General features: G+C 63.4%; 27 protein-coding genes. 12 read left to right on the top strand and 15 right to left on the bottom strand.

Annotated elements, in window-relative coordinates; translation table 11 throughout:
• Positions 1–266 precede the first annotated feature (266 nt).
• The 9 genes from FJV77_RS13300 to FJV77_RS13260 all read left to right on the top strand — a co-directional run bounded on the left by FJV77_RS13300 (position 267) and on the right by FJV77_RS13260 (position 11610).
• Complete coding sequence (locus tag FJV77_RS13300; protein WP_142867257.1) at positions 267–1286, top strand: substrate-binding domain-containing protein; 1020 nt, start codon at positions 267–269, stop codon at positions 1284–1286.
• Positions 1287–1354: 68 nt separating this feature from the next.
• Positions 1355–2881, top strand: coding sequence for a sugar ABC transporter ATP-binding protein (locus tag FJV77_RS13295; RefSeq protein ID WP_142867256.1), 1527 nt, complete (start codon positions 1355–1357; stop codon positions 2879–2881).
• A gap of 17 nt (positions 2882–2898) precedes the next feature.
• The gene (locus tag FJV77_RS13290; protein ID WP_142867356.1) at positions 2899–3885 is read left to right on the top strand and encodes an ABC transporter permease; all 987 of its coding nucleotides are present in this window, start codon (positions 2899–2901) and stop codon (positions 3883–3885) included.
• Between the two features lies 1 nt (position 3886).
• Positions 3887–4867 carry a sugar-binding transcriptional regulator gene (locus FJV77_RS13285; RefSeq protein WP_142867255.1) on the top strand — a complete coding sequence of 327 codons (981 nt, stop codon included), beginning with the start codon at positions 3887–3889 and terminating at the stop codon, positions 4865–4867.
• Complete coding sequence (locus FJV77_RS13280; protein ID WP_142867254.1) at positions 4857–5852, top strand: aldo/keto reductase; 996 nt, start codon at positions 4857–4859, stop codon at positions 5850–5852. The genes FJV77_RS13285 and FJV77_RS13280 overlap by 11 nt, the downstream gene beginning before the upstream one ends.
• Positions 5853–5927: 75 nt before the next feature.
• Positions 5928–7736: a glycerol-3-phosphate dehydrogenase/oxidase gene (locus FJV77_RS13275; protein WP_142867253.1), complete on the top strand. Its 1809-nt coding sequence runs from the start codon at positions 5928–5930 to the stop codon at positions 7734–7736.
• Positions 7648–8490: an aldolase gene (locus FJV77_RS13270; RefSeq protein ID WP_142867252.1), complete on the top strand. Its 843-nt coding sequence runs from the start codon at positions 7648–7650 to the stop codon at positions 8488–8490. The genes FJV77_RS13275 and FJV77_RS13270 overlap by 89 nt, the downstream gene beginning before the upstream one ends.
• Positions 8483–10006 (top strand): FGGY-family carbohydrate kinase, encoded by a 1524-nt coding sequence (locus FJV77_RS13265; protein ID WP_142867251.1) that lies wholly within the window; start codon positions 8483–8485, stop codon positions 10004–10006. Before FJV77_RS13270 ends, FJV77_RS13265 begins: the two co-directional genes overlap by 8 nt.
• Positions 10003–11610, top strand: a complete 1608-nt coding sequence (locus tag FJV77_RS13260; RefSeq protein ID WP_142867250.1) for a GMC family oxidoreductase N-terminal domain-containing protein — start codon at positions 10003–10005, stop codon at positions 11608–11610. Before FJV77_RS13265 ends, FJV77_RS13260 begins: the two co-directional genes overlap by 4 nt.
• A 20-nt stretch (positions 11611–11630) precedes the next feature.
• Here FJV77_RS13260 and FJV77_RS13255 read toward each other — a convergent pair whose 3' ends face one another.
• Both FJV77_RS13255 and FJV77_RS13250 read right to left on the bottom strand, forming a co-directional pair.
• Entirely contained in the window at positions 11631–11987 is a 357-nt protein-coding gene (locus tag FJV77_RS13255) for a YciI family protein (RefSeq protein WP_142867249.1), read from the bottom strand.
• Positions 11984–12199 (bottom strand): hypothetical protein, encoded by a 216-nt coding sequence (locus tag FJV77_RS13250; RefSeq protein ID WP_142867248.1) that lies wholly within the window; start codon positions 12197–12199, stop codon positions 11984–11986. The genes FJV77_RS13255 and FJV77_RS13250 overlap by 4 nt, the downstream gene beginning before the upstream one ends.
• 219 nt (positions 12200–12418) lie before the next feature.
• On the opposite strand from FJV77_RS13250, the gene FJV77_RS13245 reads away from it, so the two are divergent.
• The gene (locus tag FJV77_RS13245; protein WP_142867247.1) at positions 12419–12844 is read left to right on the top strand and encodes an OsmC family protein; all 426 of its coding nucleotides are present in this window, start codon (positions 12419–12421) and stop codon (positions 12842–12844) included.
• 240 nt (positions 12845–13084) lie between these two features.
• Here the strand turns inward: FJV77_RS13245 and FJV77_RS13235 are convergent, their stop codons facing one another.
• From FJV77_RS13235 to FJV77_RS13190, 10 genes are all read right to left on the bottom strand, one after another.
• On the bottom strand, positions 13085–13714 hold the full coding sequence (locus FJV77_RS13235) for a DUF480 domain-containing protein (protein WP_142867246.1): 630 nt from the start codon (positions 13712–13714) through the stop codon (positions 13085–13087).
• A complete protein-coding gene (locus tag FJV77_RS13230) occupies positions 13711–14457 on the bottom strand; it encodes a nucleotidyltransferase domain-containing protein (protein ID WP_142867245.1) in 747 nt (248 codons plus the stop codon). The genes FJV77_RS13235 and FJV77_RS13230 overlap by 4 nt, the downstream gene beginning before the upstream one ends.
• 65 nt (positions 14458–14522) lie before the next feature.
• Positions 14523–15302 carry a succinate dehydrogenase iron-sulfur subunit gene (locus FJV77_RS13225; RefSeq protein ID WP_142867244.1) on the bottom strand — a complete coding sequence of 260 codons (780 nt, stop codon included), beginning with the start codon at positions 15300–15302 and terminating at the stop codon, positions 14523–14525.
• Positions 15302–15739, bottom strand: a complete 438-nt coding sequence (locus FJV77_RS13220) for a DUF3052 family protein (RefSeq protein ID WP_142867243.1) — start codon at positions 15737–15739, stop codon at positions 15302–15304. Before FJV77_RS13220 ends, FJV77_RS13225 begins: the two co-directional genes overlap by 1 nt.
• A gap of 2 nt (positions 15740–15741) precedes the next feature.
• On the bottom strand, positions 15742–17574 hold the full coding sequence (sdhA, locus tag FJV77_RS13215; protein WP_142867242.1) for a succinate dehydrogenase flavoprotein subunit: 1833 nt from the start codon (positions 17572–17574) through the stop codon (positions 15742–15744).
• Between the two features lies 1 nt (position 17575).
• A complete protein-coding gene (gene sdhD / locus FJV77_RS13210; protein WP_142867241.1) occupies positions 17576–17971 on the bottom strand; it encodes a succinate dehydrogenase, hydrophobic membrane anchor protein in 396 nt (131 codons plus the stop codon).
• Positions 17971–18390, bottom strand: coding sequence for a succinate dehydrogenase, cytochrome b556 subunit (gene sdhC, locus FJV77_RS13205; RefSeq protein WP_142867240.1), 420 nt, complete (start codon positions 18388–18390; stop codon positions 17971–17973). Before sdhC ends, sdhD begins: the two co-directional genes overlap by 1 nt.
• 362 nt (positions 18391–18752) lie before the next feature.
• Positions 18753–19352 carry a DUF1236 domain-containing protein gene (locus FJV77_RS13200; RefSeq protein WP_142867239.1) on the bottom strand — a complete coding sequence of 200 codons (600 nt, stop codon included), beginning with the start codon at positions 19350–19352 and terminating at the stop codon, positions 18753–18755.
• A 64-nt stretch (positions 19353–19416) separates the two neighbouring features.
• Positions 19417–20514 (bottom strand): putative zinc-binding metallopeptidase, encoded by a 1098-nt coding sequence (locus FJV77_RS13195; RefSeq protein WP_142867238.1) that lies wholly within the window; start codon positions 20512–20514, stop codon positions 19417–19419.
• A 91-nt stretch (positions 20515–20605) separates the two neighbouring features.
• Complete coding sequence (locus tag FJV77_RS13190; protein WP_142867237.1) at positions 20606–21853, bottom strand: NAD(P)/FAD-dependent oxidoreductase; 1248 nt, start codon at positions 21851–21853, stop codon at positions 20606–20608.
• A 139-nt stretch (positions 21854–21992) separates the two neighbouring features.
• Between FJV77_RS13190 and FJV77_RS13185 the strand changes: the two genes are divergently transcribed.
• Positions 21993–22790, top strand: a complete 798-nt coding sequence (locus FJV77_RS13185; RefSeq protein ID WP_142867236.1) for a lytic transglycosylase domain-containing protein — start codon at positions 21993–21995, stop codon at positions 22788–22790.
• Positions 22791–22880: 90 nt separating this feature from the next.
• Here FJV77_RS13185 and FJV77_RS13180 read toward each other — a convergent pair whose 3' ends face one another.
• Together FJV77_RS13180 and FJV77_RS13175 are read right to left on the bottom strand one after the other, a co-directional pair.
• Positions 22881–23468 (bottom strand): hypothetical protein, encoded by a 588-nt coding sequence (locus FJV77_RS13180; protein ID WP_246691250.1) that lies wholly within the window; start codon positions 23466–23468, stop codon positions 22881–22883.
• Between the two features lie 149 nt (positions 23469–23617).
• A complete protein-coding gene (locus FJV77_RS13175; RefSeq protein WP_142867235.1) occupies positions 23618–24841 on the bottom strand; it encodes an argininosuccinate synthase in 1224 nt (407 codons plus the stop codon).
• Positions 24842–25066: 225 nt separating this feature from the next.
• On the opposite strand from FJV77_RS13175, the gene FJV77_RS13170 reads away from it, so the two are divergent.
• Positions 25067–25708 carry a LysE family translocator gene (locus FJV77_RS13170; RefSeq protein WP_142867234.1) on the top strand — a complete coding sequence of 214 codons (642 nt, stop codon included), beginning with the start codon at positions 25067–25069 and terminating at the stop codon, positions 25706–25708.
• Here the strand turns inward: FJV77_RS13170 and FJV77_RS13165 are convergent.
• A complete protein-coding gene (locus FJV77_RS13165) occupies positions 25680–26012 on the bottom strand; it encodes a hypothetical protein (RefSeq protein ID WP_142867233.1) in 333 nt (110 codons plus the stop codon). The genes FJV77_RS13170 and FJV77_RS13165 overlap by 29 nt on opposite strands.
• Between the last annotated feature and the right edge of the window lie 210 nt (positions 26013–26222).

Raw genomic sequence — 26222 nt, 5'->3', positions numbered from 1 at the left:
CCCTTGGAGCACCGACACCGAAACCGAACATCCTGGTTTCAGGTCGCCGGCCGCAAAGCCAATCGGACGATGCCCCTTTTGCGATGACGCCATAATCCGGCTCAGCACCTTCATGCAAGAAATTTCACTGCATGATATTTCATGCATTCTCATTGACACGCGAGAAATCCCGGCCTATTCAACCTCGCCAGGGATTTCATATGATGAAATTTCTTGCAAAAGCTGACGCGACGAGGCTTTCATCGTCGGGGAACCCGGAGGAGAGAATGAACAGGATTGGGCTGGCGGGCGCATTGAGCGCCGCCGTGATGACGCTGACCTTGGCAATGCCAGGTGCGGCTTCGGCAGAGAGCAAGTTTCAGTGCAAGCCGGACGAGACCTATGTGATGAACGTCATGGTCTCCGCGCATCCCTATTGGGTGCCGGTGTACCAGGGCTTCAAGCAGGCAGCGGCGGCGATGGGCTGCAAGACGGTGTTTTCGGGCACGCCTGACTATGACATCGCCAAGCAGATCGCTTCCTTCGAACAGGATCTGATCAAGAAGCCGGCTGGCGTGCTGCTGCACCCGATGCAGGCCGATCCGTTCATCGAGCCGATCGACCGCGCCATCGAGAATGGCACCACCGTCGTCACCTTCGCCGCCGACTCGCCGAAGTCCAAGCGTGTGTCCTACATCACCTCGGACAATCTGGCGGAAGCCAAATTCGCCGCCGAGGAAATCGTCAAGCAGGTCGGCGACGATGCCGAATATGGCGTTCTCGAGAACCCCGGCCAGAGCAACCACGATCTGCGCGTCACCGCCTTCATTGACTATCTCGCCAAGAACTATCCGAAGATGAAGCTGGTGGGACGCCAGGCCTCCAACCAGGATGCCAATGTCGCCAACAAGGCGGTGGCCTCGATGCTGCAGGCCAATCCGAACCTCAAGGCGCTGTGGATTCCGGAAGCCGGTTCGGCCGAAGGTGCGGTCGCTGCCGTCCTCGAGGCCAAGGCCAAGGTGCTGATCATGCATGCCGACATCACCCCGGCGACGCTGGAACAGATCAAGGCCGGCAACATCCATATGGCGTTGAGCCCGAACCAGGGCATGCAGGGCTATCTTGGCTTTGTCGCCACCTTCATGGCGGCGCATCCGGAATTGATCGACCCGTTCAACGACTACAAGACGTCGGGCTACAACCCGATGAGCATCCCCTTCGCCGATAACGGCTTTGCCGTCATCACCAAGGAGAATGCCGACTCGTTCGACCTGAACAAGTACATGGCAGGCCGCGATCCCAGCTGATCCGTCCCAAAGGCAATCGCGCCATCCGGCGCGGTTGCCTTATCCGCCCTGAGCACGCGAGCACACCAGTGGAAACCCCGGCCCTTCTCAAAATATCCGGTCTCAGCAAATCGTTCGGTCCCGTCCGTGCATTGCGCGATGTCTCCTTCGAGCTGCGCGCTGGCGAAATCCACGCCATCGCTGGCGAGAACGGCGCTGGCAAGTCGACGCTGATGAAGGTAATCGACGGCATCCTGCCGCCGGACAGCGGCGACATCCAGATCGATGGCCGCTCCGTCTCCATCCCGTCGCCGCTGGCGGCGCAGAAGCTCGGCATCGGCTTCGTGCACCAAGAAATCGCACTGTGCCCCGATGTCTCGGTGGCCGAAAACATTTTCATGTCGATCACCAACGCCAGCAAAGCGCTGCTGATGAACTACCGCGACCTCGAGAAACGCGCAGCCACGATCCTGGCGCGGCTCGGCAACATCGATCCGACCGTCATGGTGCGCAGCCTGTCGATTTCCCAGCAGCAACTGGTCGAGATCGCCAAGGCGCTGACGCTCGATTGCCGCATCCTCATCTTCGACGAACCGACGGCAGCGCTGACCGAGCGCGAGGCCAAGAAACTGTTCGAGATCATTCACCTGCTGGCCGGGCAAGGCATCGGCATCGTCTACATCTCGCACCGCATGGCCGAGATCTTCGACAATTGCGACCGCGTCACCGTGCTGCGCGACGGCCAGTACATCACCACGCTCGACATAGCGGCGGCGACGCCCGAGCAGGTGGTGGCGTCCATGGTCGGCCGCGTCATTGACAGCCTCTATCCCGAGAAACTGCGCGACGACGAAAAATCCGAAGACATCCTGCTCGAGGTCACCAATCTCTCAGAAGCGACCGCCTTCCGCGACATCAGTTTCCAGTTGCGCAAGGCCGAAATCCTCGGCATTGGCGGCCTGATCGGCGCCGGCCGCAGCGAGATCGTTAGAGGTATCTGCCGGCTGGAAGGTCAGGTGATCGGCGATGTCAGCCTGCACGGCAAGCCGCTCTCGCTGACCCACTATGGCGACAGCATCGCCGCAGGGATCGTCTACCTCTCGGAGGACCGCAAGGGCGACGGGCTGTTCCTCGACATGTCGATCGCCGCCAACATCTCAGCACTCGCGGTCGACCGCATCGCCACGCGTTTCGGCCTCATCAACGAGCGGCGCGAGAAGCATCGGGCCGAGAGGATCGGCAGGCAGCTGTCGCTGAAATGCGGCCATGTCGGCCAGCCGGTTTCGACGCTGTCGGGCGGCAACCAGCAGAAAGTGGCAATCGCCAAAATGCTGTCGGTCGACCCCAAGGTGATCTTCCTCGACGAGCCGACGCGAGGCGTCGATGTCGGCGCCAAGGCCGAGATCCACCGCATCCTGCGGAAGCTGGCGCGTGACGGCGTCGGCATCGTGGTCATCTCGTCCGAGCTCCCGGAACTGATCGGCGTCTGCGATCGGGTGCTGATTGTACGCGAAGGACGCATCACCGGCGAAGTCACCGGCGATGCGATGACGGAAGAAAACATCATGGTCCTGGCGTCGCTAGCCGATGAAGGCCGGGACCGGACCGCGGCATGAGCATCGTGGGGGAACGCATGGACAGCGCGACGCAAGCCGCACGGATCGGCTTCGGCGAAAGGCTTGGCGGCCTGATCAGGATGCGCGAGACCGGCCTCATCCTCATCATCGCCGTGCTGTTTGCCGTCATGTCGTTCGCCTCGCCCTATTTCCTGACCTGGGACAATATGCGGGCGATGGCGATGGCCTTCGCCGTCGAAGGTATCGTCGTCGTCGGCATGACGATCCTCTTGATTTCCGGCGGCATCGACCTTTCGGTCGGTTCGGTCACCGCACTCGCCATGGTGATCGCCGGCCTGCTGTTCCTCGGCGGTGTCGACCCCTGGCTGGCATCGCTGGTTGCCATCGCGGCCTGCGCCGGCATAGGCGCCTTCATGGGATTCTTCGTCACCAGAGTGGGGCTGCACCACTTCATCGTATCTTTGGCGGTGATGGTGATTGCGCGCGGGCTGTGCTTGCTCGGCACCGGCGGCCGCCCGCTCGGGCTCTACACTTTGCCGCCCGAGTTCAAGTTCATCGGTCAGGGCGCCATCGGCGGCATTCCGGTCGTCATCGTCATCTTCATCGTCTTCACCATCGCATCCGACTTCATGCTGCGGCGCACGACGATGTTTCGCAAAGTCTTCTACACCGGCAGCAACGAGAAGGCGGCGGCCTATTCCGGCATCCGCACCAAGAAGGTCGTGTTCCTGACGACGACGCTCTGCTCCACGCTCTGCGGCTTTGCCGGCGTCATCTACATGGCCCGCTTCGGTTCGGCCCAGCCGACCTTCGGCGCCGGCATGGAGCTGAATGTCATCGCCGCGGCTGTCATCGGCGGCGCCAGCCTGACCGGCGGTTCCGGCACCATTCTCGGCGCCATCCTGGGCACCATCCTGCTCTCCGTCGTCTCAAGCTCGCTAGCCCTGCTCGACGTGTCCGTCTATTGGCAGGACATCATCCGCGGGTCCATTCTGCTGACGGCGGTGACCGCCGATTACTATTTCAACAAGCGGCGGGGCTGAGATGGCGGACGGCAGGGAAGATTTCGAGGCGATCCGGCAGATCCACACCGTGCTGGTGCTGCATTTCGTCGACGGCATGAAGCAGAACGACATAGCCGCGACGCTCAATCTGTCGCCGTCCAAGGTCAATCGGCTGATTGCCCAGGGTCGCAAGCTCGGCATGCTGAGGATCGCGGTCGAGAGCCCGTTCCAGCGCCTGGTCGATATCGAAAAACAATTGATCGAGATCGCCCAGCTGGCGGGCGCGATCGTGACGCCAACCGTCGCCGGCAGTCCTGACAGCACGTTGCAGCAGGTGGGGCGCGCGGCGGCCAACCAGCTGCTCGAGACCTTGCGCGACGGCGATGTCATTGCGATCACCGGCGGCAAGGCGATCAGCGCTCTGGTCGAAAACCTGCAGCCGGAGCGCGCCTTCGACATCACCGTCGTGCCGCTGACCGGCGGCGTCCAGGGCAAGCACTATACCGACGTCAACCATCTGGCGACGCGCCTGGCCGAACGGCTCGGCGGCGCCAGCATGCTCTTGCATGCGCCGCTGTTCGCAGAAAGCCGGGAGCAGCGTGACCTTTTGCTGGAGATGGCCTCGGTGCGCGAAATCTTCGATCTGGCCCGCAAGGCCGCGATCGCGCTGGTCGGCGTCGGCTCGATCCAGACGCCGGGGTCGAGCTATTACGACCTGCACCCGGGCCTCGATCCCGACCGCGAAAAACTCGCCGCCAGCGGTGCGGTCGGCGAGTTCCTTGCGCATCTGATCCGCGACGACGGCACGCTTGCCGACTACCCGCCAAATGACCGCCTGGTGGCGCTGGCGCCTTCGGAACTCGGTCGCTGCCGCACGGTGATGGGTGTGGCCAGCGGCGCCGAAAAAGTCTGGCCGATCCGCGCCGCACTGCGCGGCGGCTATTTGAAATCACTGGTCGTCGACGAAGAGACGGCCAACGCAGTCCTGAGCAATGCGGGGAGCATACGCAATGTCGCCTGAAATGTTGACGCGCACCATCGGCGCGTCGGGATTATCCGCCTCCGCGATTGGCCTGGGCACCTGGGCCATAGGCGGCTGGATGTGGGGCGGCACCGACGAGGCGCAGTCCATCGACACCATCCGCGCCTCCATCGATGAAGGTGTTTCGCTGATCGACACCGCCCCGGCCTACGGCCAGGGCCTGTCGGAGGAAATCGTCGGCAAGGCGATCAAGGGCCGCCGCGACAAGGTCGTGCTCGCCAACAAGCTTGGGCTGGTCTGGCATACAAAGAAGGGCAACCACTTCTTCGATTATGACGGCGCGCCGGTGCATCGCTACCTTGGCGCCGACTCCATCGTCTACGAAGTCGAGCAAAGCCTGCGCCGTCTCGGCACCGACCATATCGACCACTACATCACCCACTGGCAGGATCCGACGACGCCTGTCCCTGAAACGATGGAAGCGCTCGACCGCCTCAAGACCCAGGGCAAGATCCGCTCCATCGGCGCCAGCAATGTCAGCGTCGGCGATGTGAAGGCGTATCTCGCGGCCGGCCAGCTCGACGCGGTGCAGCAGGAATACAGCATGGCGGTGCGCGACATGGAGCGCGACCTGTTGCCGTTCTGCGCGGAAAACAACGTGTCGGTGCTCAGCTATTCGTCGCTGGCGCTCGGCCTGCTCTCCGGCAAGATCGGTCCGGACCGCGTCTTTACCGGCGACGACCAGCGCAAGGACAATCCGCGCTTCTCGCTGGCCAACCGCCGCAAGGTGGCGGCATTGATGCAAGCGATCCAGCCGATTGCCGAGGCGCATGGCGCGAGCGAGGCACAGGTGGTCATCGCCTGGACGCTGCAGCAGCCGGGCATCACCTTTTCGCTGTGCGGCGCGCGCAGCCCGCAACAAGCCAGGGAAAACGCGCAAGCCGGCCGCATCAGATTGTCAGGACAGGAGGTCAACCAGATCAGCGAGGCCGCCAGCCGCCATCTGACCAATCTCACCGCCTGACGCCATCCATAACCGAAACCAGTTGAGCTGCCGTCCACCGGACGGCAGAACGGCCCAACCTTGCCCGGCAAAGCCATGCCAGACCAGAGAACCGTCATCCTCGACACGATCCGCCGTAACGGCGCGTTCGACGTCGTCGTCGTGGGCGGCGGCATCAACGGCATCGGCGTGTTTCGCGAGCTGGCGCTGCAGGGTCTCAGGGTGCTGCTGGTCGAACGCAACGATTTCTGTTCAGGCTGCAGTGCGGCGCCCTCGCGCATGATCCATGGCGGCCTGCGCTATCTCGAAAATGGCGAGTTCGGCCTGGTGCAGGAATCACTGCGCGAACGCGACGCGCTGCTGGCCAATGCGCCGCATATGGTGCGGCCGCTGCCGACGACAATTCCGATCCGATCCGTCTTCTCCGGGCTGATGAACGGCGCGGCGGGCTTTCTCGGGCTGTCGGAAACGCCCTCCAGCCGCGGCGCATTGGCGATCAAGGCCGGACTGGCGCTCTACGACTGGACGACGCGCAAGCGCCGTGTGCTGCCGCGCCACAATTTCCGCGGCGCCAGGGCGACCTTCGCGCAATGGCCGGCGCTCGACCCCAAGCTGCGCTTTTCCGCCACCTATTACGACGCCTGGATCAGCTACCCCGAACGACTCGGCATCGAATTGCTGCGCGACGCCGCGCGCCTGTCACCCGACAGCCTCGCGCTCAACCGCGCCGAGATCGCGCGGGGCGGGTCGGCTTTCGAACTCACCGACACTGCGGGTGGAGAACGTCTCACCGTGACTGCCAAGGCAATCGTCAACGCGACGGGCGCATGGCTGGATTCGGCGATCGCTCGGCTCGACGCATCGGAAAAGCTGGCGGCACCGCTGGTCGAAGGCACCAAGGGCTCGCACCTCATCCTCGACAATGAGCCGCTCTATCAGGCTCTCGGCGGCCATATGATCTTCTTCGAGAATGCCGATGGCCGGGTCTGCATCATGTTTCCCTACCTCGGCAAGGTGCTGGTCGGCTCGACGGATATCCGCGTCAGCGAGGCCGGGCGTGTGCGCTGCGAACCGGCTGAGACCGACTACATACTGGCGGCTGCGCGGCTGGTCTTCCCGTCCATTCCTGTCCATGCCGCCGATGTCGTCTTCACCTATAGCGGCATCCGGCCGCTGCCGAAGAGCGACCACGCCTTCACCGGCAGGATTTCGCGCGGCCATTCCGTGCATCGCATTGCCGGCGACATCCCGCACTTCTGCATGATCGGCGGCAAGTGGACGACCTTCCGCGCCTTCGCCGAACAGGCCGCCGACGAAGTGCTGGCCGAGCTTGGCCGCGACCGCCTTTGCGGCACGCTGACCCTGCCCATCGGCGGCGGCCTCGGTTATCCCCCCGACCCGGCGTCGCTGGCGGCCGATCTGGCGGGTGAGTTTGCGATCAGCGGCGAACGCGCCGCCTACCTCATCGATCGTTACGGCAGCGGCGCGCGCGACATCATCCTGTTCTGTCTCGGACGTCCCGACGATATCAGGCTGGACGGCAGGACCAAAACCACGGCAGCCGAGATCGTCTACCTCGCCCGGCATGAGTTCGTCACTTGCCTCTCGGACCTTGTCTTGCGCCGCACGTCGCTTGCCATTGCCGGCGACATCTCGATGGTTTCAATCGAACGCATCGCCGATGCTCTGGCCGCCGAGCGCGGCTGGAACCGCCGGCGTCGCGATGACGAGGTAAAAAGTCTGGTTGCCGAACTCGACACCTATCATGGCGTCTCGCGAGAGATGCTCGACCAACGCACAATCTCAGGAGCAGAAGATGAAAGTGAGCGCCAAGGCCCGGATGAACCGGATGTTCACCAACGGCAATTGCCTCGACGTGGCGCTCGATCACGGCGTGTGCAATGAACCGGGCTTCCTTGTCGGCCTGGAGGACATGCCCAGGGTCATCAACACGCTGATCGCGGCGGGGCCTGACGCGCTGCAGCTCGCCTATGGCCAGGCCGATCTCCTGCAATCACGGCCGGACAAGGACAAGCCGGCGCTGGTCATGCGCATCGACATGGGCAACCCCTACAACGCCCAGCGCCACCGCGTGATGTGGTCGATGCTGCAGAACCACGAGGAGCCGATCATCGGCGCGCTGGAGATGGATGCGGCCTGTGTCGTCGTCAATCTGTTCATGCTGCCCGACGAGCCGGAGCTGTTTCGCCAATGCGTCGAAAACATCAGCAAGGTCCGCGCTGCCTGTCACCGCTACGGCATGCCCCTGATGATCGAGCCGCTGGTCATGCTGCCCAATGATGTGCGCGGCGGCTACCAGGTCGATGGTGACGCTGAAAAGATCGTCACCCTGGTGCGGCTCGCCGCCGAGATGGGCGCCGACATCATCAAGGCCGACCCGACCGACCGGCCGGAGGATTTCCATCGCGTCGTCGAGGCAGCGCGCGTGCCGGTGCTGGTGCGTGGCGGCGGCAAGGACGACCTCAAGACGGTGCTGGTGAAATCCTCAGCGCTGCTGAGACAAGGCGCCAAGGGGCTGGTCTATGGCCGCAACATCTATCAGCATGCCAACCCGAAGGCGGTGGTTAGCGCGCTGATGGCGATGATCCACAACGCCGCCGGCGGCGAAGAGGCCTGGGACATCTACAACAATGGCTGATCAAGCCGCATATCTGCTCGGCCTCGATGCCGGCAACACCATCATCAAGGCGGTGCTGTTTGACCGTGCCGGGCGGCAGCTCACCATGCATGCCGTCGCCGGCCGCTCGCACACGCCGCAGCCCGGTTATGTCGAGCGCGACCTCGGCGGCATGTGGGCGGACGCGCGCGACGCCATCCGCGCCTGTATGGCTGAGGCCGGCATCGATGCCCGCGAAATCGCCGCCATCGGCTGCGCCGGCCATGGCAACGGCCTCTATCTGATCGACCGTGCCGGCGCCCCGCTGATCGGCATCCAGTCGCTCGACACACGCGCCGCCGGCGTGGCGGCAACGCTGGCAGCGCGCAACGCTGAAGCGCTGCATGCCATCTGCCTGCAAAAGCCGTGGCCGGCGCAGACCCCGACCTTGCTGGCCTGGGTCAAGCAGCATGCGCCGGACCTTTACTCTGCGACCGGCACGGCGATGCTGTGCAAGGATTTCATCACCTATCGCCTCACCAGCGAGCGGGTGAGCGATGTCTCCGACATGTCGGGTTGCGGCCTTGTCCGCATGCCCGAAGGCGTCTACGACGCCGAGCTTCTCGCGCTCTACGGCATCGAGGATGCGCAGGCAAAACTGCCGCGGCTGCTGGACAGCGCCGACATTGCCGGGGCGGTGACCGCGAAGGCAGCTGAAGAGACCGGACTGGCGGAAGGCACGCCGGTCATCGCTGGCTATTTCGACGTCGTCGCCAGCGCCATGGGGGCCGGCGTCGTGCGGCCCGGCGAAGCCTCTGTCATCGCCGGCACCTGGTCGGTCAATCAGGTTTTCTCGACCGCGCCTGTGGTCGATCCGAATGTTTTCATGGTCGCGCGCTTCGGCCCCGGCAGCTTCGTCAACATCGAATCCAGCGCGACATCGGCCGCCAATCTGGAATGGTATGTGCGCGAATTCATCGAGCGCAGCAATCACCATGACGATCCGTTCGGCCACTGCAACGCCGCGGTCGGCGCGGTAACGCCGGCCTGGGACGATCCGATTTTTCATCCGTTTCTCTACGGCTCGGGGCAAGGTGCGGAATTCCGCGCCGGGTTCTACGGCCTCGCCGGCTGGCACAAAGAAGGCCATTTGCTACGTGCGCTGTTCGAAGGCGTGATGTTCGAGCATCGGCGCCACATCGACGTCTTGAAGAACGCCGGCGTCGGCTTCGACAAGGCGGTGCTGTCCGGCGGCGGCTCGCGCAGCCAGCACTGGCCGCAAATCTTCGCCGACGGGCTTGGCGTGCCGATCACCGTCCCCGAGGCGCGCGAGACCGGCGCGCTCGGCGCGGCGATCGGCGCCGGCGTGGCAGTCGGCCTGTTCGCCAACTATGAGGCCGGCGTCGACGCCATGACCCGGTCAAGCGCCGCCTATCGTCCGGACCCGGCGATGCAAGAACACTACAACAGGCGTTATCGCGCCTATTGCGGCCTCGCCGATACGCTGCGATCGTTCTGGGCCGAACAGGCCGCAGGACCGAGTAGAACACCGCAATGACCCAACGGCTCGATGGCGACTACGACTACATCATCGTCGGTGCAGGCACCGCCGGCTGCGTGCTGGCCAATCGCCTGAGCGAGGATCCAGGCACACGTGTGCTGCTGCTCGAGGCCGGCGGCAGCGACAATTACCACTGGGTGCATATCCCCGTCGGCTACCTCTATTGCATCGGCAATCCGCGCACCGACTGGATGATGAAGACAGCACCCGAAGCCGGTCTGAACGGCCGCTCGCTGGTCTATCCCCGGGGCAAGGTTCTGGGCGGCTGCACCTCGGTCAACGGCATGATCTACATGCGCGGCCAGGCGGCGGACTATGATGGCTGGCGGCAGATGGGCAATGTCGGCTGGGGCTGGGACGACGTGCTGCCCTACTTCCTCAAATCCGAGGACCACCATGGCGGCAAGACGGAGCTGCATGGTTCCGGCGGCGAATGGAAAGTGGCGCGGCAACGCCTGTCCTGGCCGATCCTCAACACGGTGCAGGAGGCGGCGAAGGAATTCGGCATCATGCCGCGCGAGGATTTTAATGACGGCGACAATGAAGGGTCGGGCTTCTTCGAAGTGAACCAGAGCAAGGGCGTGCGCTGGAACACGGCCAAGGCCTTCCTGCGCCCAGCGCTGCGGCGTCCCAACCTTCGGCTGGTCGTCAACGCCCATGTTGAGAAGGTGCTGTTCGAGGGCAAGCGCGCGACGGGCGTCCACTACCGCGTCGGCGGCGAAACCATCGAGGCAAACGCCAGACGCGAGGTGCTACTGACGGCCGGCTCGATCAACACGCCGAAACTGCTCGAACTTTCCGGCGTCGGCCAGCCGGATCGCCTCGCCGCACTCGGCGTCGACGTGGTGCACGCCAGCCCCAATGTCGGCGAGAACCTGCAGGACCATCTGCAGATCCGCACCGTCTACAAAGTGTCGTCGGCGCTGACGCTCAACACGCTGGCCAACAGCCTGAGCGGCAAGGCGCGCATCGCGCTGCAATATGCCTTTGCCCGATCGGGGCCGATGTCGATGGCGCCGAGCCAGTTCGGCATGTTCAGCAGATCCGATCCGTCGATGGCGAGGCCGGACCTCGAATACCACGTCCAGCCTTTGTCGACCGACCGGCTTGGCGACCCGCTGCATCCGTTCCCGGCAATCACCATGTCGGTCTGCAATCTGCGGCCCGACAGCGTCGGCTCTGTCCATGCGACGACGCGCGAACTCAACGTGCAGCCGGAAATCCGGTTGAATTATCTGTCCACGGTCCGAGACCGCGAGATCGCGCTGCGCTCGGTACGCCAGGCGCGCTCGATCATGACCGCCAAGGCGCTTGAAGCCTTCCATCCGGAAGAAATCCTGCCCGGTCTCGCCCACCAGTCCGACGATGATTTGCTGCACCAGATCGGCTCGATCGCGACGACGATCTTCCATCCGGTCGGGACCTGCCGGATGGGCGTCGACGACCGCGCCGTGGTCAGCCCGGACCTGCGCGTCACCGGTCTCGAAAGCCTGCGCGTCATCGACGCCTCGATCATGCCACGCATCGTTTCCGGCAACACTGCTTCGCCGGTGGTGATGATCGCCGAGAAGGCGGCGGACATGATCCGCCGCTCTGTCTGAAGCTGCCGATGCGCGGACTGCTATGACCCCGGGACGTCGTAAATCGCCCTGATCTCGATGGTGCCGATTTCGGCAAGCGGGATCTCGCCGGCGATCTCCAGCGCTTCCTCGAGATCATCCGCCTCGATCATGACGAAACCAAGCAATTGCTCCTTGGTCTCGGCGAAGGGACCGTCGGTGATCAGCCGCTTGCCCTGGCGCCGCCGGACCGTCTTTGACGTCTTCACCGATTGCAGCGCCTGCGCGATGATCAGCTTGCCTTGCTGATCCAGTGACCGGTCATAGGCCATCGAATCGGCGTCGAGCTTGGCCAGACGCTGCGGCGTCATGGCATGGAGATCTTTTTCCTCGCCGTAGACGAGACAGACATACTTCATTTCCAGCTCCCTTGCTGCGATGAACCATAGGCGATCACGGTATCATTTGCGCCGTTGCCGGCAGCCGCATGGTCGAGAAGGATGACCGCAATGCCGATGACGGCAATTGCCGCGAGCAGCCGGCCGAAGCCGGACGGTCGCGGACAATCGATCTCTTGCAGCCATGGCCTTTTGCCGGTGCAGTTCCAATGGGCTGAAAACAGATTGTTCATGTGAACCTCCATCCGCCACGAAATCCGTGGCCGCCCGCAGGACGCTCGGCGCCACGACAAGTCGACATTTTTGCACGCAGATTTTTTGAAAATAATTTTGGCCGCATCGTTGGATCGCCATGCGCGCGCAAACAGCGCGGTGGTCTTCGCCCGCGCCCGCGCTATAGTTGTGAGGAACGCCGCCTGGCCGGCGCTATCGCTGCAATCAAGGAGGACTTCATGGACCGCACTGCAAACGCCGTCTGGAAAGGCAATCTGAAAGAGGGCAAAGGCACGCTCGACACACAGAGCGGCACCTTGAAGGCCACGCCCTATTCATTCAAGGCGCGCTTCGAGGACGAAAGCGGAAAATCCGGCACCAACCCGGAAGAATTGATCGCTGCTGCGCATTCCGGTTGCTTTGCCATGCAGTTCTCCCATTTCCTGGCCGAGAACGGCACGCCCGCCACCGAACTCGACGCCAAGGCGGTGGTCACACTGGTGCCTGGCACCGGCATCACCGGCAGTGCCCTCACGGTGATCGGCAAGGTGCCGGGCATCGATGCGGCGAAATTCAAGGAATTGGCCGAGAAGGCCAAGGCCGGATGCCCGGTGTCGAAGGCGCTTGGCGCCATCAATGTGTCGCTCGACGCGAAGCTGGGGTGAGACATACCACCGACTGCGAGTACCCACTCGTAGCAAAAGCCGGCGCTGCCCTCACCTGCCTGCCGGCATCCTCTCCCCGTATAGTGACGGGGAGAGGGACGCTGCCGCAGCCGGCTTCGCCAATCTCCAGCGTTGCCGGAAGAGCGCCGGCATTTAAGCTGCCCCTCTCTCCCCGTCACTATACGGGGAGAGATGTCCGGCAGGACAATGAGGGGCGGCGCAAACTTCTACAAGCAAGCCTTACGCCCCCAAGGCATCGAGCCGGGCGCGTAGGGCCGCGACTTCCTGCTCCAGTGCCTCCAGGCGAGCTTCCAGATCGGAAGCCGGCATCATCGACGCACTCCGTTGTGTCGCAAGTGCTGCAACATCCGCCGGTCCAGCGAGAAGATGCACGTAGCGGTCCTCGCGCTGGCCCGGCCCGCGCGGGATTTCCTGGATCAGTGGCGGCCGCCGGCCGATCAGCATGTCCAGTTCAGCGCGCAGATCCTCGATCGATGAAAACCGCGCCATGCGCTCGGCTCGCGCCAGCAGCTCATGCGCCGTCTGCGGCCCGCGCAGCAACAGCAGGCCGACCAGAGCGCTCTGCGCCGTGGTCAGCGAGAAGCGCTGCGCCATCTGATGCTCGTAGCGCTCGACGCGCGAGCCGAACATCTGCCGAACCAGCCCCTTCTGCTCGAGCAGCTTGAGCCCCCGATGCACCTCGACCTGTTCCAGCGCCATCACCGGCTCGCGCGCCGTCTTCTGGTTCGCGGCGGCAAGTGCTGCATTGAGCGTCAGCGGATAGACGTCAGGCGTCAGCTCCTTCTTCTCGATCAGGCAGCCGAGCACACGGGCCTCGACAGGAGAGAGGATTGGAAGGTCATCGCTCATTGCAGTTCAGCCTCCCGGCGATAAAATTCGGTTGCAAGGGCATGTTTGCGCGCCTGGCCGGCTTCGTCCCTGACTGCACCGGCGAGGTTCATTGCGTGGTGGCCGTAGCGCGCTTCGAGATAGCGCGCGATTGCGGTCGGGATGAGACCGGATCCCATCTCGCGTGTCCGGCTTTTGCGGTCGATCAGACCGCGGATTTCGGCGTTGGCCTGAGCTGGCATCTCGGTCTGGTCGAGGCACTCGCCAAGGTTCATCGGCGGCAGGCCGGCAAAACCGCGCTGCTCCATCCAGTCGAGCGCCACCAGCGGGCGGATCAGATAGAACAGTTTTTTCAACTTCACCTCATCGGCAAAACTGCCGATCTTGGCGACATGCGAACGCGCAAGGCCGAGATAGTGGTGCGATACCTTTGCCGGGTCGACGATCTCGGCCAGCAGGTCGAGAAGCTTCCGGCGAAAGCCGGAAATCTCTTCATAGACGATTGGTGATTTCGCCCATTCGACGATGACGGCATTGCCGCCGAGCGCCAGCAGCAGCGCCTTCCGCAAATCCCAGCCGCCGGCATCGATCTCGCCTTCGATGGGAAACTCGATCACGTCGCGCGCCTGCTGCAGCACGAGGTGATCGCTCACTGGCCTGACATAGACAAAGCGGCAGTCATAATCGCTGTCGGGAGACGGAAAGCCCCAGGCGCGGCTGCCGCTTTCAATCGCAAACAGGATCTTCACGCCCTGGCTTCGCACCAGATCGAGGCGGGTGCGAAGGGCCGCAACGGCCTCAGAGGAGAAGTCTGCAGGTAAGGCCGGCGTCAGACTCTGCGCTCCACCATCATCTTCTTGATTTCCGCAATCGCCTTGGCCGGGTTCAACCCCTTCGGGCAAGTCTGGGCGCAATTCATGATGGTGTGGCAGCGATAGAGCCGGAACGGATCTTCGAGATTGTCGAGCCGCTCGCCCTTGGCTTCGTCACGGCTGTCGATCAGCCAGCGATAGGCCTGCAGCAGCGTCGCCGGACCGAGATAGCGGTCGCCGTTCCACCAATAGCTCGGGCACGAGGTCGAACAGCAGGCGCACAAGATGCACTCGTAGAGCCCGTCGAGCTTCTCGCGGTCCTCATGGCTCTGCAGCCACTCCTTGGCCGGCGTCGGCGAAACCGTCTGCAGCCAAGGTTGGATAGAAGCATGTTGGGCGTAGAAATTGGTGAGGTCGGGCACCAGGTCCTTGACCACCTGCATATGCGGCAGCGGATAGACTTTGACGGCGCCGGAAATGTCGTCGCAGCCCTTGGTGCAGGCCAGCGTGTTGGAGCCGTCTATGTTCATGGCGCAGGAGCCGCAAATGCCTTCGCGGCAGGAGCGGCGCAAGGCCAGCGTCGGGTCGATCTTGTTCTTGATGTAGAGCAGCGCGTCGAGCACCATCGGCCCGCAATCGTCCATGTCGACGAAATAGGTGTCGATGCGCGGGTTCTCGTCATCGTCCGGCGACCAGCGGTAGATTCGATATTCGCGCAGGTTGGTGGCACCCTCCGGCTTCGGCCAGGTCTTGCCCGGCTGCACCTTCGAGTTCTTGGGAAGCGTGAGTTCGACCATTACCGCAGGTCCTTTCGGATGACGAGCTTCAGCCCGGACCAGATTTCATTGACGGCAGCAACCTTGATGTCGACCAGATCGCGCTTCAGTGCCTCAGCGCGGACGACGCCTTCGGTGATATCGGTCGGCACTCTCGATGCCTTCTTCGGCCAGGATACCCAGACCATGCCGTTACGCTTGATCGCGGCTTCGACATCGCCGAGGCGACCCTCGATCTCGGCACGCTGCCGGGTGAAGGCGTGCACGGCATCGTATTTCAGGGACGTTCCCGAAATCTCCGACCAGTCGCCCAGCCGGTCGACCTGAGCGAAGTTGACGGCCTCTGTGAGATCACTGAGATCGTCGGGCAGCGCGATGAACGCCGCGACCATCCCGTCCTTCAGGCCAAGCTTGGCCGGAAGCGGCGTGCCCGAATATCCCGAGGCCGCCAGCGCCATGGTCAATACACCCTGGCCTTGGGCGCGATCTTGGCGAGGCTGATGCCGCCGTCCTTCTCGGCCAGTAGCGGCTCGGTGTGCACGGGGCGGTAGCTTAGCCTCACCTTGCCGTCCTCATTGAGGTGGGCCAGCGTATGCTTGCGCCAGTTGGCGTCGTCGCGGGCCGAGAAATCCTCGCGCGCATGGGCGCCGCGGCTCTCCTTGCGGGCTTCGGCGCCGTAGACCGTGGTGATGGCATTGGCCATCAGGTTTTCCAGCTCCAGCGTCTCGACCAGGTCCGAGTTCCAGATCATCGAACGGTCGAAGACCTTGACGTCCTTGAGCTCGGTCCAGATCTCCGAAATACGCTTGCAGCCGTTCTCCAGCGATTCCTGGGTGCGGAACACGGCGGCATCTTCCTGCATCGCCTTCTGCATCTTTTCACGCAGCACGGCGGTCGGCGTCGAACCGTTGGCATGACGCAGCCGGTCGAAGCGGTCCATGATCTTTTCGACCGAGGCTTCGTTGGGCGAAGGGATCGCCGAATTGCGATCGATGACCTGGCCCGCGCGGATCGCCGCGGCACGGCCGAACACCACCAGGTCGATCAGCGAATTCGAGCCCAGCCGGTTGGCGCCGTGCACCGAGGCGCAGCCGGCCTCGCCCACCGCCATCAGCCCCGGCGACACCCGGTCCGGGTTTTCGGCGGTCGGGTTCAGCACCTCACCCCAGTAATTGGTCGGCACACCGCCCATATTGTAATGCACCGTCGGCAGCACCGGGATCGGCTCCTTGGTCAGATCAACGCCGGCAAAGATTTTTGCTGATTCCGAAATGCCGGGAAGCCGCTCGTGCAGCACCGCCGGATCGAGGTGATCGAGATGCAGGAAGATGTGATCCTTCTTCTTGCCGACGCCGCGGCCTTCGCGAATCTCCAGCGTCATGCAGCGCGAGACGACGTCGCGCGAGGCAAGATCCTTGGCCGACGGCGCGTAGCGCTCCATGAAGCGCTCGCCCTCGGAATTGACGAGATAGCCGCCCTCACCGCGCGCGCCTTCGGTAATCAGGCAGCCGGCGCCGTAGATGCCGGTCGGATGGAACTGCACGAACTCCATATCCTGCAAAGGCAAGCCGACGCGTGCCGCCATGCCGCCACCATCGCCAGTGCAGGTATGCGCAGAGGTCGCGGAGAAATAGGCGCGTCCGTAGCCGCCGGTCGCCAGCACCACCATCTTGGCCGAGAAGCGGTGGATGGTGCCGTCGTCGAGGTTCCAGGCGACGACGCCGGTGCAGGTGCCGTCCGGCTCCATGATCAGGTCGAGCGCGAAATACTCGATGAAGAACTGCGCATTGTTCTTCAGCGACTGGCCGTAAAGCGTGTGCAGGATGGCGTGGCCGGTGCGGTCAGCAGCCGCACAGGTGCGCTGCACCGGCGGGCCATCGCCATAGTTCATCATGTGGCCACCGAACGGCCGCTGGTAGATCTTGCCCTCTTCGGTGCGCGAGAACGGCACGCCATAGTGCTCGAGTTCGTAGACCGCGGCCGGTGCTTCGCGCACCATATATTCCATGGCGTCGACATCGCCGAGCCAATCCGATCCCTTGACGGTGTCGTACATGTGCCACTGCCACGAATCCGGACCCATATTGGACAGCGAGGCGGCAATGCCGCCTTGCGCCGCCACCGTGTGCGAGCGGGTCGGGAACACCTTGGTGATGCAGGCGGTGCGCAGGCCTTGCTCGGCCATGCCGAGCGTGGCGCGCAAGCCGGCGCCGCCGGCGCCGACGATCACGACATCGAATTTGTGGTCGACATAGGTGTAAGCCGGGTTGGCTGATTTTGCGTCCTTGGCCAACTCAGCCTCCGAATGCCAGCTTGAGCAGGGCGAAGATCGAGGCGACGCCGACCGCTATGGTGAAAAATGTGCTGAACGCGATCGTCAGCAGCTTCAGGCCTTCGCTGATCACATAGTCCTCAATGATCGCCTGCATGCCGAGCCGCATGTGGTAAAGCCCGGAAATCAGGAAAAGGATCATCACCAGCGCCACGAACGGATTGGCGAGCGCTGCCCGCACCTCGGTATAGCCGGCGCCGTTGAGCGCGATGAGGAAGCCGACGAAGAACAGTGTCAGTGGAATGTTGGCGAGCGCCGTCAGCCGCTGGCGCCAGAAATGCTGTGTCCCCTCGTGGGACGAGCCGAGACCACGGACTTTCGCCAGCGGCGTGCGCATGTCGTTGTTGCTGCCGCTCATCACAAGGCCCCCCGCGCTATATAGCCGGCGACCCAGATCAGCAGCGTGAGCACAACCGATCCGACGAGCGTCGCCCAGGCGATCTTCGATGCCGTGTGTTTCTCGAGCCCGGCGCCGGTGTCCCAGACGAGGTGGCGCACGCCACCCAGCATATGGTGCATCAAGGCCCAGGTGTAGCCGAACAGGATGAGGCGGCCGAGCCAGGTGCCGAAGGCCCAGTTGACCCAATCGAAGGCACCTTGCGAGCTCGCCGCCGCCATCAGCCAGGCCGCGACCAGGAGCGTGCCGAAATACAGCGCCCCGCCGGTGATGCGATGAATGATCGACATCGTCATGGTAATCGGCGGGCGGTAGATCGTCAGATGCGGCGAGAGCGGCCGTTCACGTCTGGCGGTTCGGGTGGCTGGTGATTTGCTCATGGCTGCCCCAGTTCGAAGTCCGGAGTCGCGATGGAATGCGGCGTTTGCCGCCTTCACGTATGACTTCAGACAGCCCGGTTTCTAATGCTCTTTTTGCACCGCGTCAAAGCCAGAAAATCGTTTTGGGAACGTCATTTAGTCTGACAAAAAGGCTGGCGATTGCTTCAATCGATTAGGGGCCGGCCCGAAGCCGGCGCAACGTTCGCTGCAGTGCGGAATAATCGTTCCGCGACGGCGCTATGACCCCGCCGCCGAGAGCAAGGCCAGGAAGGCCGAGATCGACCGAGCAACTCCAAGCGGCCTGACCAGGCCGACACCGGGGAGAAGGCGGCCGCCGATGGGGACCACCTTCGGGGATTCAATCAGCGCACGACGTACATAATGCGCCGTGTCTGCGGGTCGACCAGCGCAGGCTGGCCGTTCACATAGACATAGCGGTAGCGGTAATCGGGGATTTCGCGCAGTTCGACGGTGTCAGGCAAGGTCGCGCCGGTCACCACCTCGCCGTCGAGATAGACCGGGTCGAGCCGGTGCGTGCTGACATAGGTGCCGACTTCCGCCGGCGGCCTGTCGATGGCGTCGATGGGGCCGTCGTCGGAAAGGATCGCGCCGGTATAGGTGTCGGGATAATCATCCTGCGGCGGTGCAACGACGGTGATGGCGGCGTCGGCAGGGCGGCGCGTCAGCACGACGCGGCTGCCGCCGAACTCGGCCGTCACATAGTCGGAATAGACCCAGCCTTGGCCGCCGGCTTCGGCGATGGTGCACCATTTGCTGTTTTCGATGCAGCCATTGAGCGTCGCCGACTGGCCGGCGGCAAGCACGCCGATCACCGGATATTGCGGGCCGGGGCCGGCGCGCACGTTAAGATCGGTGACGGCCGAGACGGCAGTATCGGCAAGTGCCGCACCCGACATTGCGACAAGCGCCCCGGCGATGGCCGGAAACAGTATGCGTCTCATGGTTTCTCTCCGTTTTCATGGTCCCCTCGCGACCCCAAACGAAAACAGAGCGCATGCGTTCCGGCTAAAATGCCTGTGCCGGCTCACGATTTGTTCCGGTTTCTTTCGGCAAACCCGTCAGAAGCTCGTGTACGAAGGCGAGTTTCTGCGCCGTCACGTCCGAAATGACGAAGGGATAGAGATCGGGCAGGCCCATGCAGCGGTTGATAGAGTTGGAGGCTTCCGACAGCACCAGCCAGCGGGCGAGGATCTTTTCGAACGGCTCGGGCACGGCGTCAGGCTCGGCTGGGGCGGGCTGCAGGCGGCCGCCGGTGTCGCCCTGCGGCAGCACATTGGCGTCCATCGTCTCCAGCTGGCCGAGCGGAAAGTTCAGCGCGTGCACCATCTCCAGTGTGTCGGTGATGTGCAGATGGTGCGCCCAGGTCTCCGCCCAGTCCTCCCACGGATGCGATGTCGCATAGGCCGAGATGTGGTTCTGCTGCCAGTCGGGCGCCGCGCCATTGGCGTAGTAGGCCTGCAGCGCCTGTTCGTAATCGGCGCGTTCGTCGCCGAACAGCGCGCGAAAGGCGTCGAGCCTTTGCGGGTCGTCGCGGATCAGCCGGTCCCAATAATAGTGGCCGAGCTCATGGCGGAAATGGCCGAGCAGTGTGCGGTAGTTCTCGCCCATCTCGACGCGGCGCCGCTCGCGCTCGGCCGAGTCCGCCTCGGCGACATTGAGCGTGATCAGGCCGTTGTCGTGGCCGGTGAGGATGCGTTCGCCGCCGGGACCGCCGCCGATCGGGTCGGCCAGGAAGTCGAAGGCCAGGCCGATCTCGTCGCCGGGGTTTTGCTTGGGCGCCACCGGCAGGCCGACGGCAAGCAGGGAATAGATGGCGCGCTTCTTGGCCGCCTCGACGCGGATCCAGCGACGACGGTTGCCGTCGACGGAGAGGTCGGGGATCAGCTGGTTCAGCACGCAGGCGCGGCAGAAGGGGTGGCCCGGCTCGGCCATCCAGTTGCAGGCGCATTCATCGGCATTGGTGCAGTGGAAGATGCCGTCGATATCAGACAGGGCGAAGCGTGCATGCTCGGGATCGTAAAGCACGAGGTTCGAGCAATTCAGGCACTGCGCGTTCTCGAAATAGAGCCGGTGGCCGCAATGCGGGCAGTCGAACAGTTTCATCTCGGCCTCAATTCGTCACGGCAGCTATATGGGTATGCGCGGCGCGCTGCCCAAAACGCCAGTGACCGATGGGCGTTCCGCCTTCCCGGCGCTATTTCACGGCCAGCCGGGCGGCGACCTGGCGCGCCACGTTCTCGCCCGACAGGCGCGCGCCACCGCAGGTCTGGATCAGCGGCCCGGCCAGGTGCTCGCCGGCGAAGAAGATCTTCTCCGCCACCGGCTGCATCAGCGAAGCGCGGGCCTCAGAGCGTCCGGGGCGGGCCGCCGCATAGGCGCCGCGCACGAAGCGTTCTTCGCCCCAATTGGTCATCATGGCGCGCGCCACATGCTTTCTGGTGTCGCTGCCGAAAATGCCGCACAGCCGGTCGACGACGAAGTCGATGCCGGCCGCCTCGCCGGCCGCCGACATCTCCCAGGCAAAGTCGCCGCCGACGAAACCGACCATCAAATCGAGGTCGAAGGGAAAGCACAGGAAATAGATGTCGTGCCGGGCCATGCGTTCGATCAACAGGTCGTCGAAGGGTTCGAGGCCGAGCCTGGTGCCGCGGATCTCCACCGGCAGTTTGGTCAGCATGCCCATCGGCAAGTCGAAAAAGGCGCCGAAATGCGTGTCGGGAAGCGCTGGCGAAAACTCGATCTCCTCGAAGGCGAGAACCGCTGGCGAGGCGGTGACGATCACCGCCTTGGCGCGCACGGTGCCGCGATCGGTGACGCAGGCGACGCCCGGAACATCCCACAGGATCTTGCGCACCGGCGTCGACAGTTCGACCGGCAGGTCGTCGCCGAAGCGGGTGACCAGCGCGCCGAAGCCTTCCTTGCTGAAGTAGTTCGGGTCGAGGTCGGCGGCGGCCTGAAAATCGCGGATCGAGATCTCGTCCTCGTCGGCGCCGAAATCCATCGGTCCGGCGAAGGTGGCGGCGGCGCGCGGCGCCTGGCCCTTGGCCAGCAGCGTCGAAAGCCGGTCGTCATCGCCCTCTTCCACCTGATGGGTGGCCAGCAGCTCGAACAGCCGAGCATCGGCGGCCTTCATCTCTGCCTCCTCCTGCTCGCTCGCCTTGCGCTGGCGGTAGTAGAGATGGTCGACATTCATGTCGTGGTGATGCAGCGTCCAGCCGGCAGCCTGCGCTTCGGGAAAATAGGGATTGCGGTCGGCGGCATGCAGCCAGGCGCAGCCAATGTCGAACGGGATGCCGAAATGCTGGTCGCTGGTCCAGGCGCGGCCGCCGATGCGGCCCATGGCTTCGAGCAGCTTGAAGGAAAGGCCTGCGGCACGAATGGTCCTGGCGGCAGCCAAGCCCGCTGAACCGGCGCCGATGATAACGACATCCACGTCTTCCATGGTTTCCCCGCCACAATAAGCCCTTGATCGTAGGCAAATTCCGCTGCATTGGCCAGCGTGGCGCCGGGTACGGTGACAATGGCGCGTTTCACTGGCAAGTTCACAACCGGGACGTGATTCAGGCAATCAGGAGAGAAACATGGCATTGTTTGCCAAGGGAAAGATTTTTGCTGCCACGCTGGTGGCGGTGCTTGCGCTGGCGACGGGCGCGCAGGCGGGGGCCAGTTGCGGCAAGACCGGCGCCGGTTTCGAGGCGTGGAAGCCGGAGTTCGCCGCAGAGGCCAGGTCTGAAGGCGTTGGCCCCAAGGGGCTTGCCGCTCTGGCCGGCGCCAGCTACGCGACAAAGACGATCTCCGTCGACCGCGCAATCCACAAGGCGTTCAGCGGTTCGGTGGACGCTTTCATGAAGCGCCGTGGCGGGGCCTCGATCATTTCCAGGGGCCGTTCGCTGAAAAAGCAGAATGCGGCCATGTTCGACAGGATCGAGAGCAATTACGGAGTCTCGCCGGGTGTGCTGCTTGCCATCTGGGGCATGGAGACGGGCTTCGGTTCCGCCATGGGCAACCAGAATACGGTCTCTGCCATTCTTACGCTTGCCTATGATTGCCGCCGTCCGGGGTTCTTCTACCCGCATGCCATTGCGGCGCTGAAGCTGGTCGATCGCGGCGCGCTGAGCGCCTCGTCGGTGGGTGCCGCGCATGGCGAGATCGGCCATACGCAGTTCCTGCCGGGCAATGTCCTGAAGTATGGCGTCGGCAACGGAAATCTGCGCGACAAGGCGACCGCGCTGGCGTCCACCGCCAACTTCCTCAAGGCTCATGGCTGGCGGGCCGGTGCCAGTGCGAGTTCGAATATGGGCGCAATTGCCGGATGGAATTCCGCCAGCGTCTACCAGCAGGCCATCGCCCAGATCGCCGATGCAATCGACGGCGGTTGATAAGACCGTCTACTCGGCATGAGCCCGGCCATGTGCCGGGCTTTTTTATCGATGCGTGTGGCATGACAAGAGCGGCGAGCGCCTGGGCTCTCAATTGTTCACGTAACCGCCGCCCAAGGGGCATTTCTTGGAAGCGGGAACCTCGAAGGAGCCGCCGTAAAGATTCGAGCAGGTACGGAACCTGGGGTTCCGCGGCTTTGGAGGAGCCGCCTTTGGCCTGCCCTCGATCACCGTCGGGACTCCGGCAGCTTGCGAGTAGCTGCCGCCCAAGGGGCATTTCTCGGAAGCCGCAACCTCGAAGGAGCCGGTGATAACATTTGAGCAGGTACGGAATTTGGAGTTCCGCGGCGCCGGCGTGGCGCTGGCAGCCGCCTTTGACTTGCCCTTGATGACCAGCCAGATTTCGGTCGATTGGTCGAGCTGCAGCCGGTTTAGGTCGGAGTAGGTAATCCGCCCCCTGCGAATCCCTTCGCCAATGCGCTGACAGAACAGGGCTGGCATGCGCTCCTGCGAGACGCCCATGAAAGAGGCGATCTCGTGCTTGAACGAGATGCTCCATAAATGGACGGCGGAGATGCAGCCGTCCGAATTCTGCTCGCGTTTCGCGGCCGCCTGCGAGGAATGGCCTCCGGTAAAGACAATGGCCGCCGCAAGCAGGAGAAAAATGGTGTTTTTCACTATCAGAATCCCTCGTCCCGCGAGGGAATTTAGATGAAGCTTTTAGAAGGTCAACAGGAGTCGCCTGGCTGGTTTGACTTTTCTTATATTAGAGGCGCCAAATAAAAACCCGGCGTCTCCGCCGGGTTCTCCTAAAATAGTAGTTAGGCTCAACCCTTGCGGTTGCGTGCTGCCAGTGTCCTCAGCCGCAGCGCGTTGAGGCGGATGAAACCGGCGGCGTCCTTCTGGTCGTAGGCGCCACGGTCGTCTTCGAAGGTAACCAGTGCGTCGGAATAGAGTGTCTTCTTCGACTTGCGGCCGGTGACCATGACATTGCCCTTGTAGAGTTTCAGGCGCACCGTGCCTTCGACATCTTCCTGGCTCTTGTCGATCATCGCCTGCAGCATCAGCCGCTCGGGCGAGAACCAGAAGCCATTGTAGATCAGCTCGGCATAGCGCGGCATGAACTCGTCCTTGAGGTGGCCGGCACCCCGGTCGAGCGTAATCGATTCGATGGCGCGGTGGGCGACGATCAGGATCGTGCCGCCTGGCGTTTCGTAGACGCCGCGCGACTTCATGCCGACGAAACGGTTCTCGACCAGGTCGAGCCGGCCGATGCCATTGTCGCGGCCAAGATCGTTGAGGGCCGTCAGCATCGCAGCCGGCGACAGCTTCTTGCCGTTCAGCGCGATCGGATCGCCCTTCAAAAATTCGATCTCGATCTCGGTGACCTTGTCCGGCGCGTCCATCGGCGAGACGGTGCGCTGGTGGACGAATTCCGGCGGTTCGCTCCACGGGTCTTCCAGCACCTTGCCCTCGGAAGAGGAGTGCAAGAGGTTGGCGTCGACAGAGAACGGTGCTTCGCCGCGCTTGTCCTTCGCCACCGGGATCTGGTGCTGCTCGGCGAAGTTGATCAGGTCGGTGCGCGACTTGAACGACCAGTCGCGCCACGGCGCGATGACCTTGATGTCGGGGTTCAGCGCATAGGCCGAAAGCTCGAAACGGACCTGGTCGTTGCCCTTGCCGGTGGCGCCGTGGGCAATAGCGTCGGCGCCGGTCTCTTTGGCGATCTCGACCAGGTGTTTCGAGATCAGCGGCCGGGCGATCGAGGTGCCGAGCAGATAGGTGCCTTCATAGACGGCGTTGGCGCGAAACATCGGGAAGACGAAGTCCGATACGAACTCCTCGCGCACGTCGACGACGCGGATATCCTTGATGCCCATCATCTCGGCCTTCTTGCGCGCCGGCTCCAGCTCACCGCCCTGGCCGAGATCGGCGGTGAAGGTGACGACCTCAGCTCCGAGTTCGGTCTGCAGCCATTTCAGGATGATGGAGGTGTCGAGGCCGCCGGAATAGGCGAGCACGACCTTCTTGACGTCTTTTGTCTTCGACATTGTTGGCGGTTCCGCGACAGGGTTCTTCGCGGGCGAGGTATCACGGGCTTTCCAGGCAGCGCAAGGGACGAACGCTGATCCAGTCTGGACCAGAGGCTGCCGCCGCCAGCTGCTGGAAGGGACCCCGCGCCTGCGCTATAGGGCTGCGCATCCTTTTTGTTTAAGCATCGGATGCTCCCAAACCGGCTTCCACTTTTGGGTCCGATGCTCTGCCAGGGGCCGCCAATGTCCTTTATCCCCGACACCACGACGCTGATCCCGTTCGCCGTCGCCACCATGATCCTGGCGATCACGCCGGGGCCGGACATGACGCTTTTCGTCTCGCGCACGCTGAGCCAGGGCCGCGCTGCCGGCTTGGCCTCGCTGACCGGGGCGCTGTGCGGCACGCTCATCCACACCACTTTGGTGGCCGTCGGCATCTCGGCGCTGATCGTCGCCTCGCCAATGGCCTTCCTCGTGCTGAAGATTTTTGGCGCCGCCTATCTCGTCTTCCTGGCCTGGCAGGCGCTCACCAAAGGCTCGGCATTTTCGCCGGAGAGGAAGAGCGGGCCGCAGATTTCGCTGTTTCGCAGCTGGGCCGCCGGGCTCGGCGTCAATCTGCTCAACCCGAAGATCATCCTGTTCTTCATGACGTTTCTGCCGCAATTCGTCTCGGCGCATGACCCGAACGCACCGGGAAAACTGTTCTTCCTCGGCGTCATGTTCATCGTGCTGTCGATCCCGGTGACGGCGCCAATGGTGTTCGCGGCGGAAAAGTTTTCGGCGGCGATGAAGGCAAGCCCGCGCGTGACGCGGGTGGTCGACTATCTCTTCGCCGGGGTGTTTTCGGCCTTCGCGCTCAAGATCCTGACCGCTCAGGCGAAGTAGGCTTGCGCCAGCCTGCGCTGCGCCCTGCGACCGCCCAATAGGCCAGACCGGCGATCAGGCCGACGACAAACAACGTTCTGCCGGACCTTAAAAGCGGGACAATCTGCAAGGGCATTTCGTGTGCGGCAACATGTCTTGACGACCAGACCCAGAAGACGAGCGCGCTGCCAGCCAATGCGCACGCGCCGCCCATGATCGCATAGTAGATTGGTATCCTGATCGATCTGGTTTCGGCGATCAGAACCATCAGACCGAAAGGCGGAAAACTGAAGATGGCGACGCCTATCGCCAGGTAGATGGCCATGAACAGGGCTGTCGCCACTGGCGCTAGCGGGTCCCCCATCAGCCACGGCCCAGGGTCCGTCCAGACAGTGAGGGTTGTTATTGCAGCGGCGACTGTCATGCTGGACGCCAATACGGCCGCGATGAAACCGATCACTATAGTTGCAAACCGGGTTGCGATGAATTGAGCCAAGCTGAAACCCGAGAGGTTGAAGCGAGATGGTTCCCGCCG

This window comes from Mesorhizobium sp. WSM4306 (genome assembly GCF_007003975.1).
Classification (GTDB): domain Bacteria; phylum Pseudomonadota; class Alphaproteobacteria; order Rhizobiales; family Rhizobiaceae; genus Mesorhizobium.
This window is presented reverse-complemented; position numbering and strand designations above follow the sequence as displayed.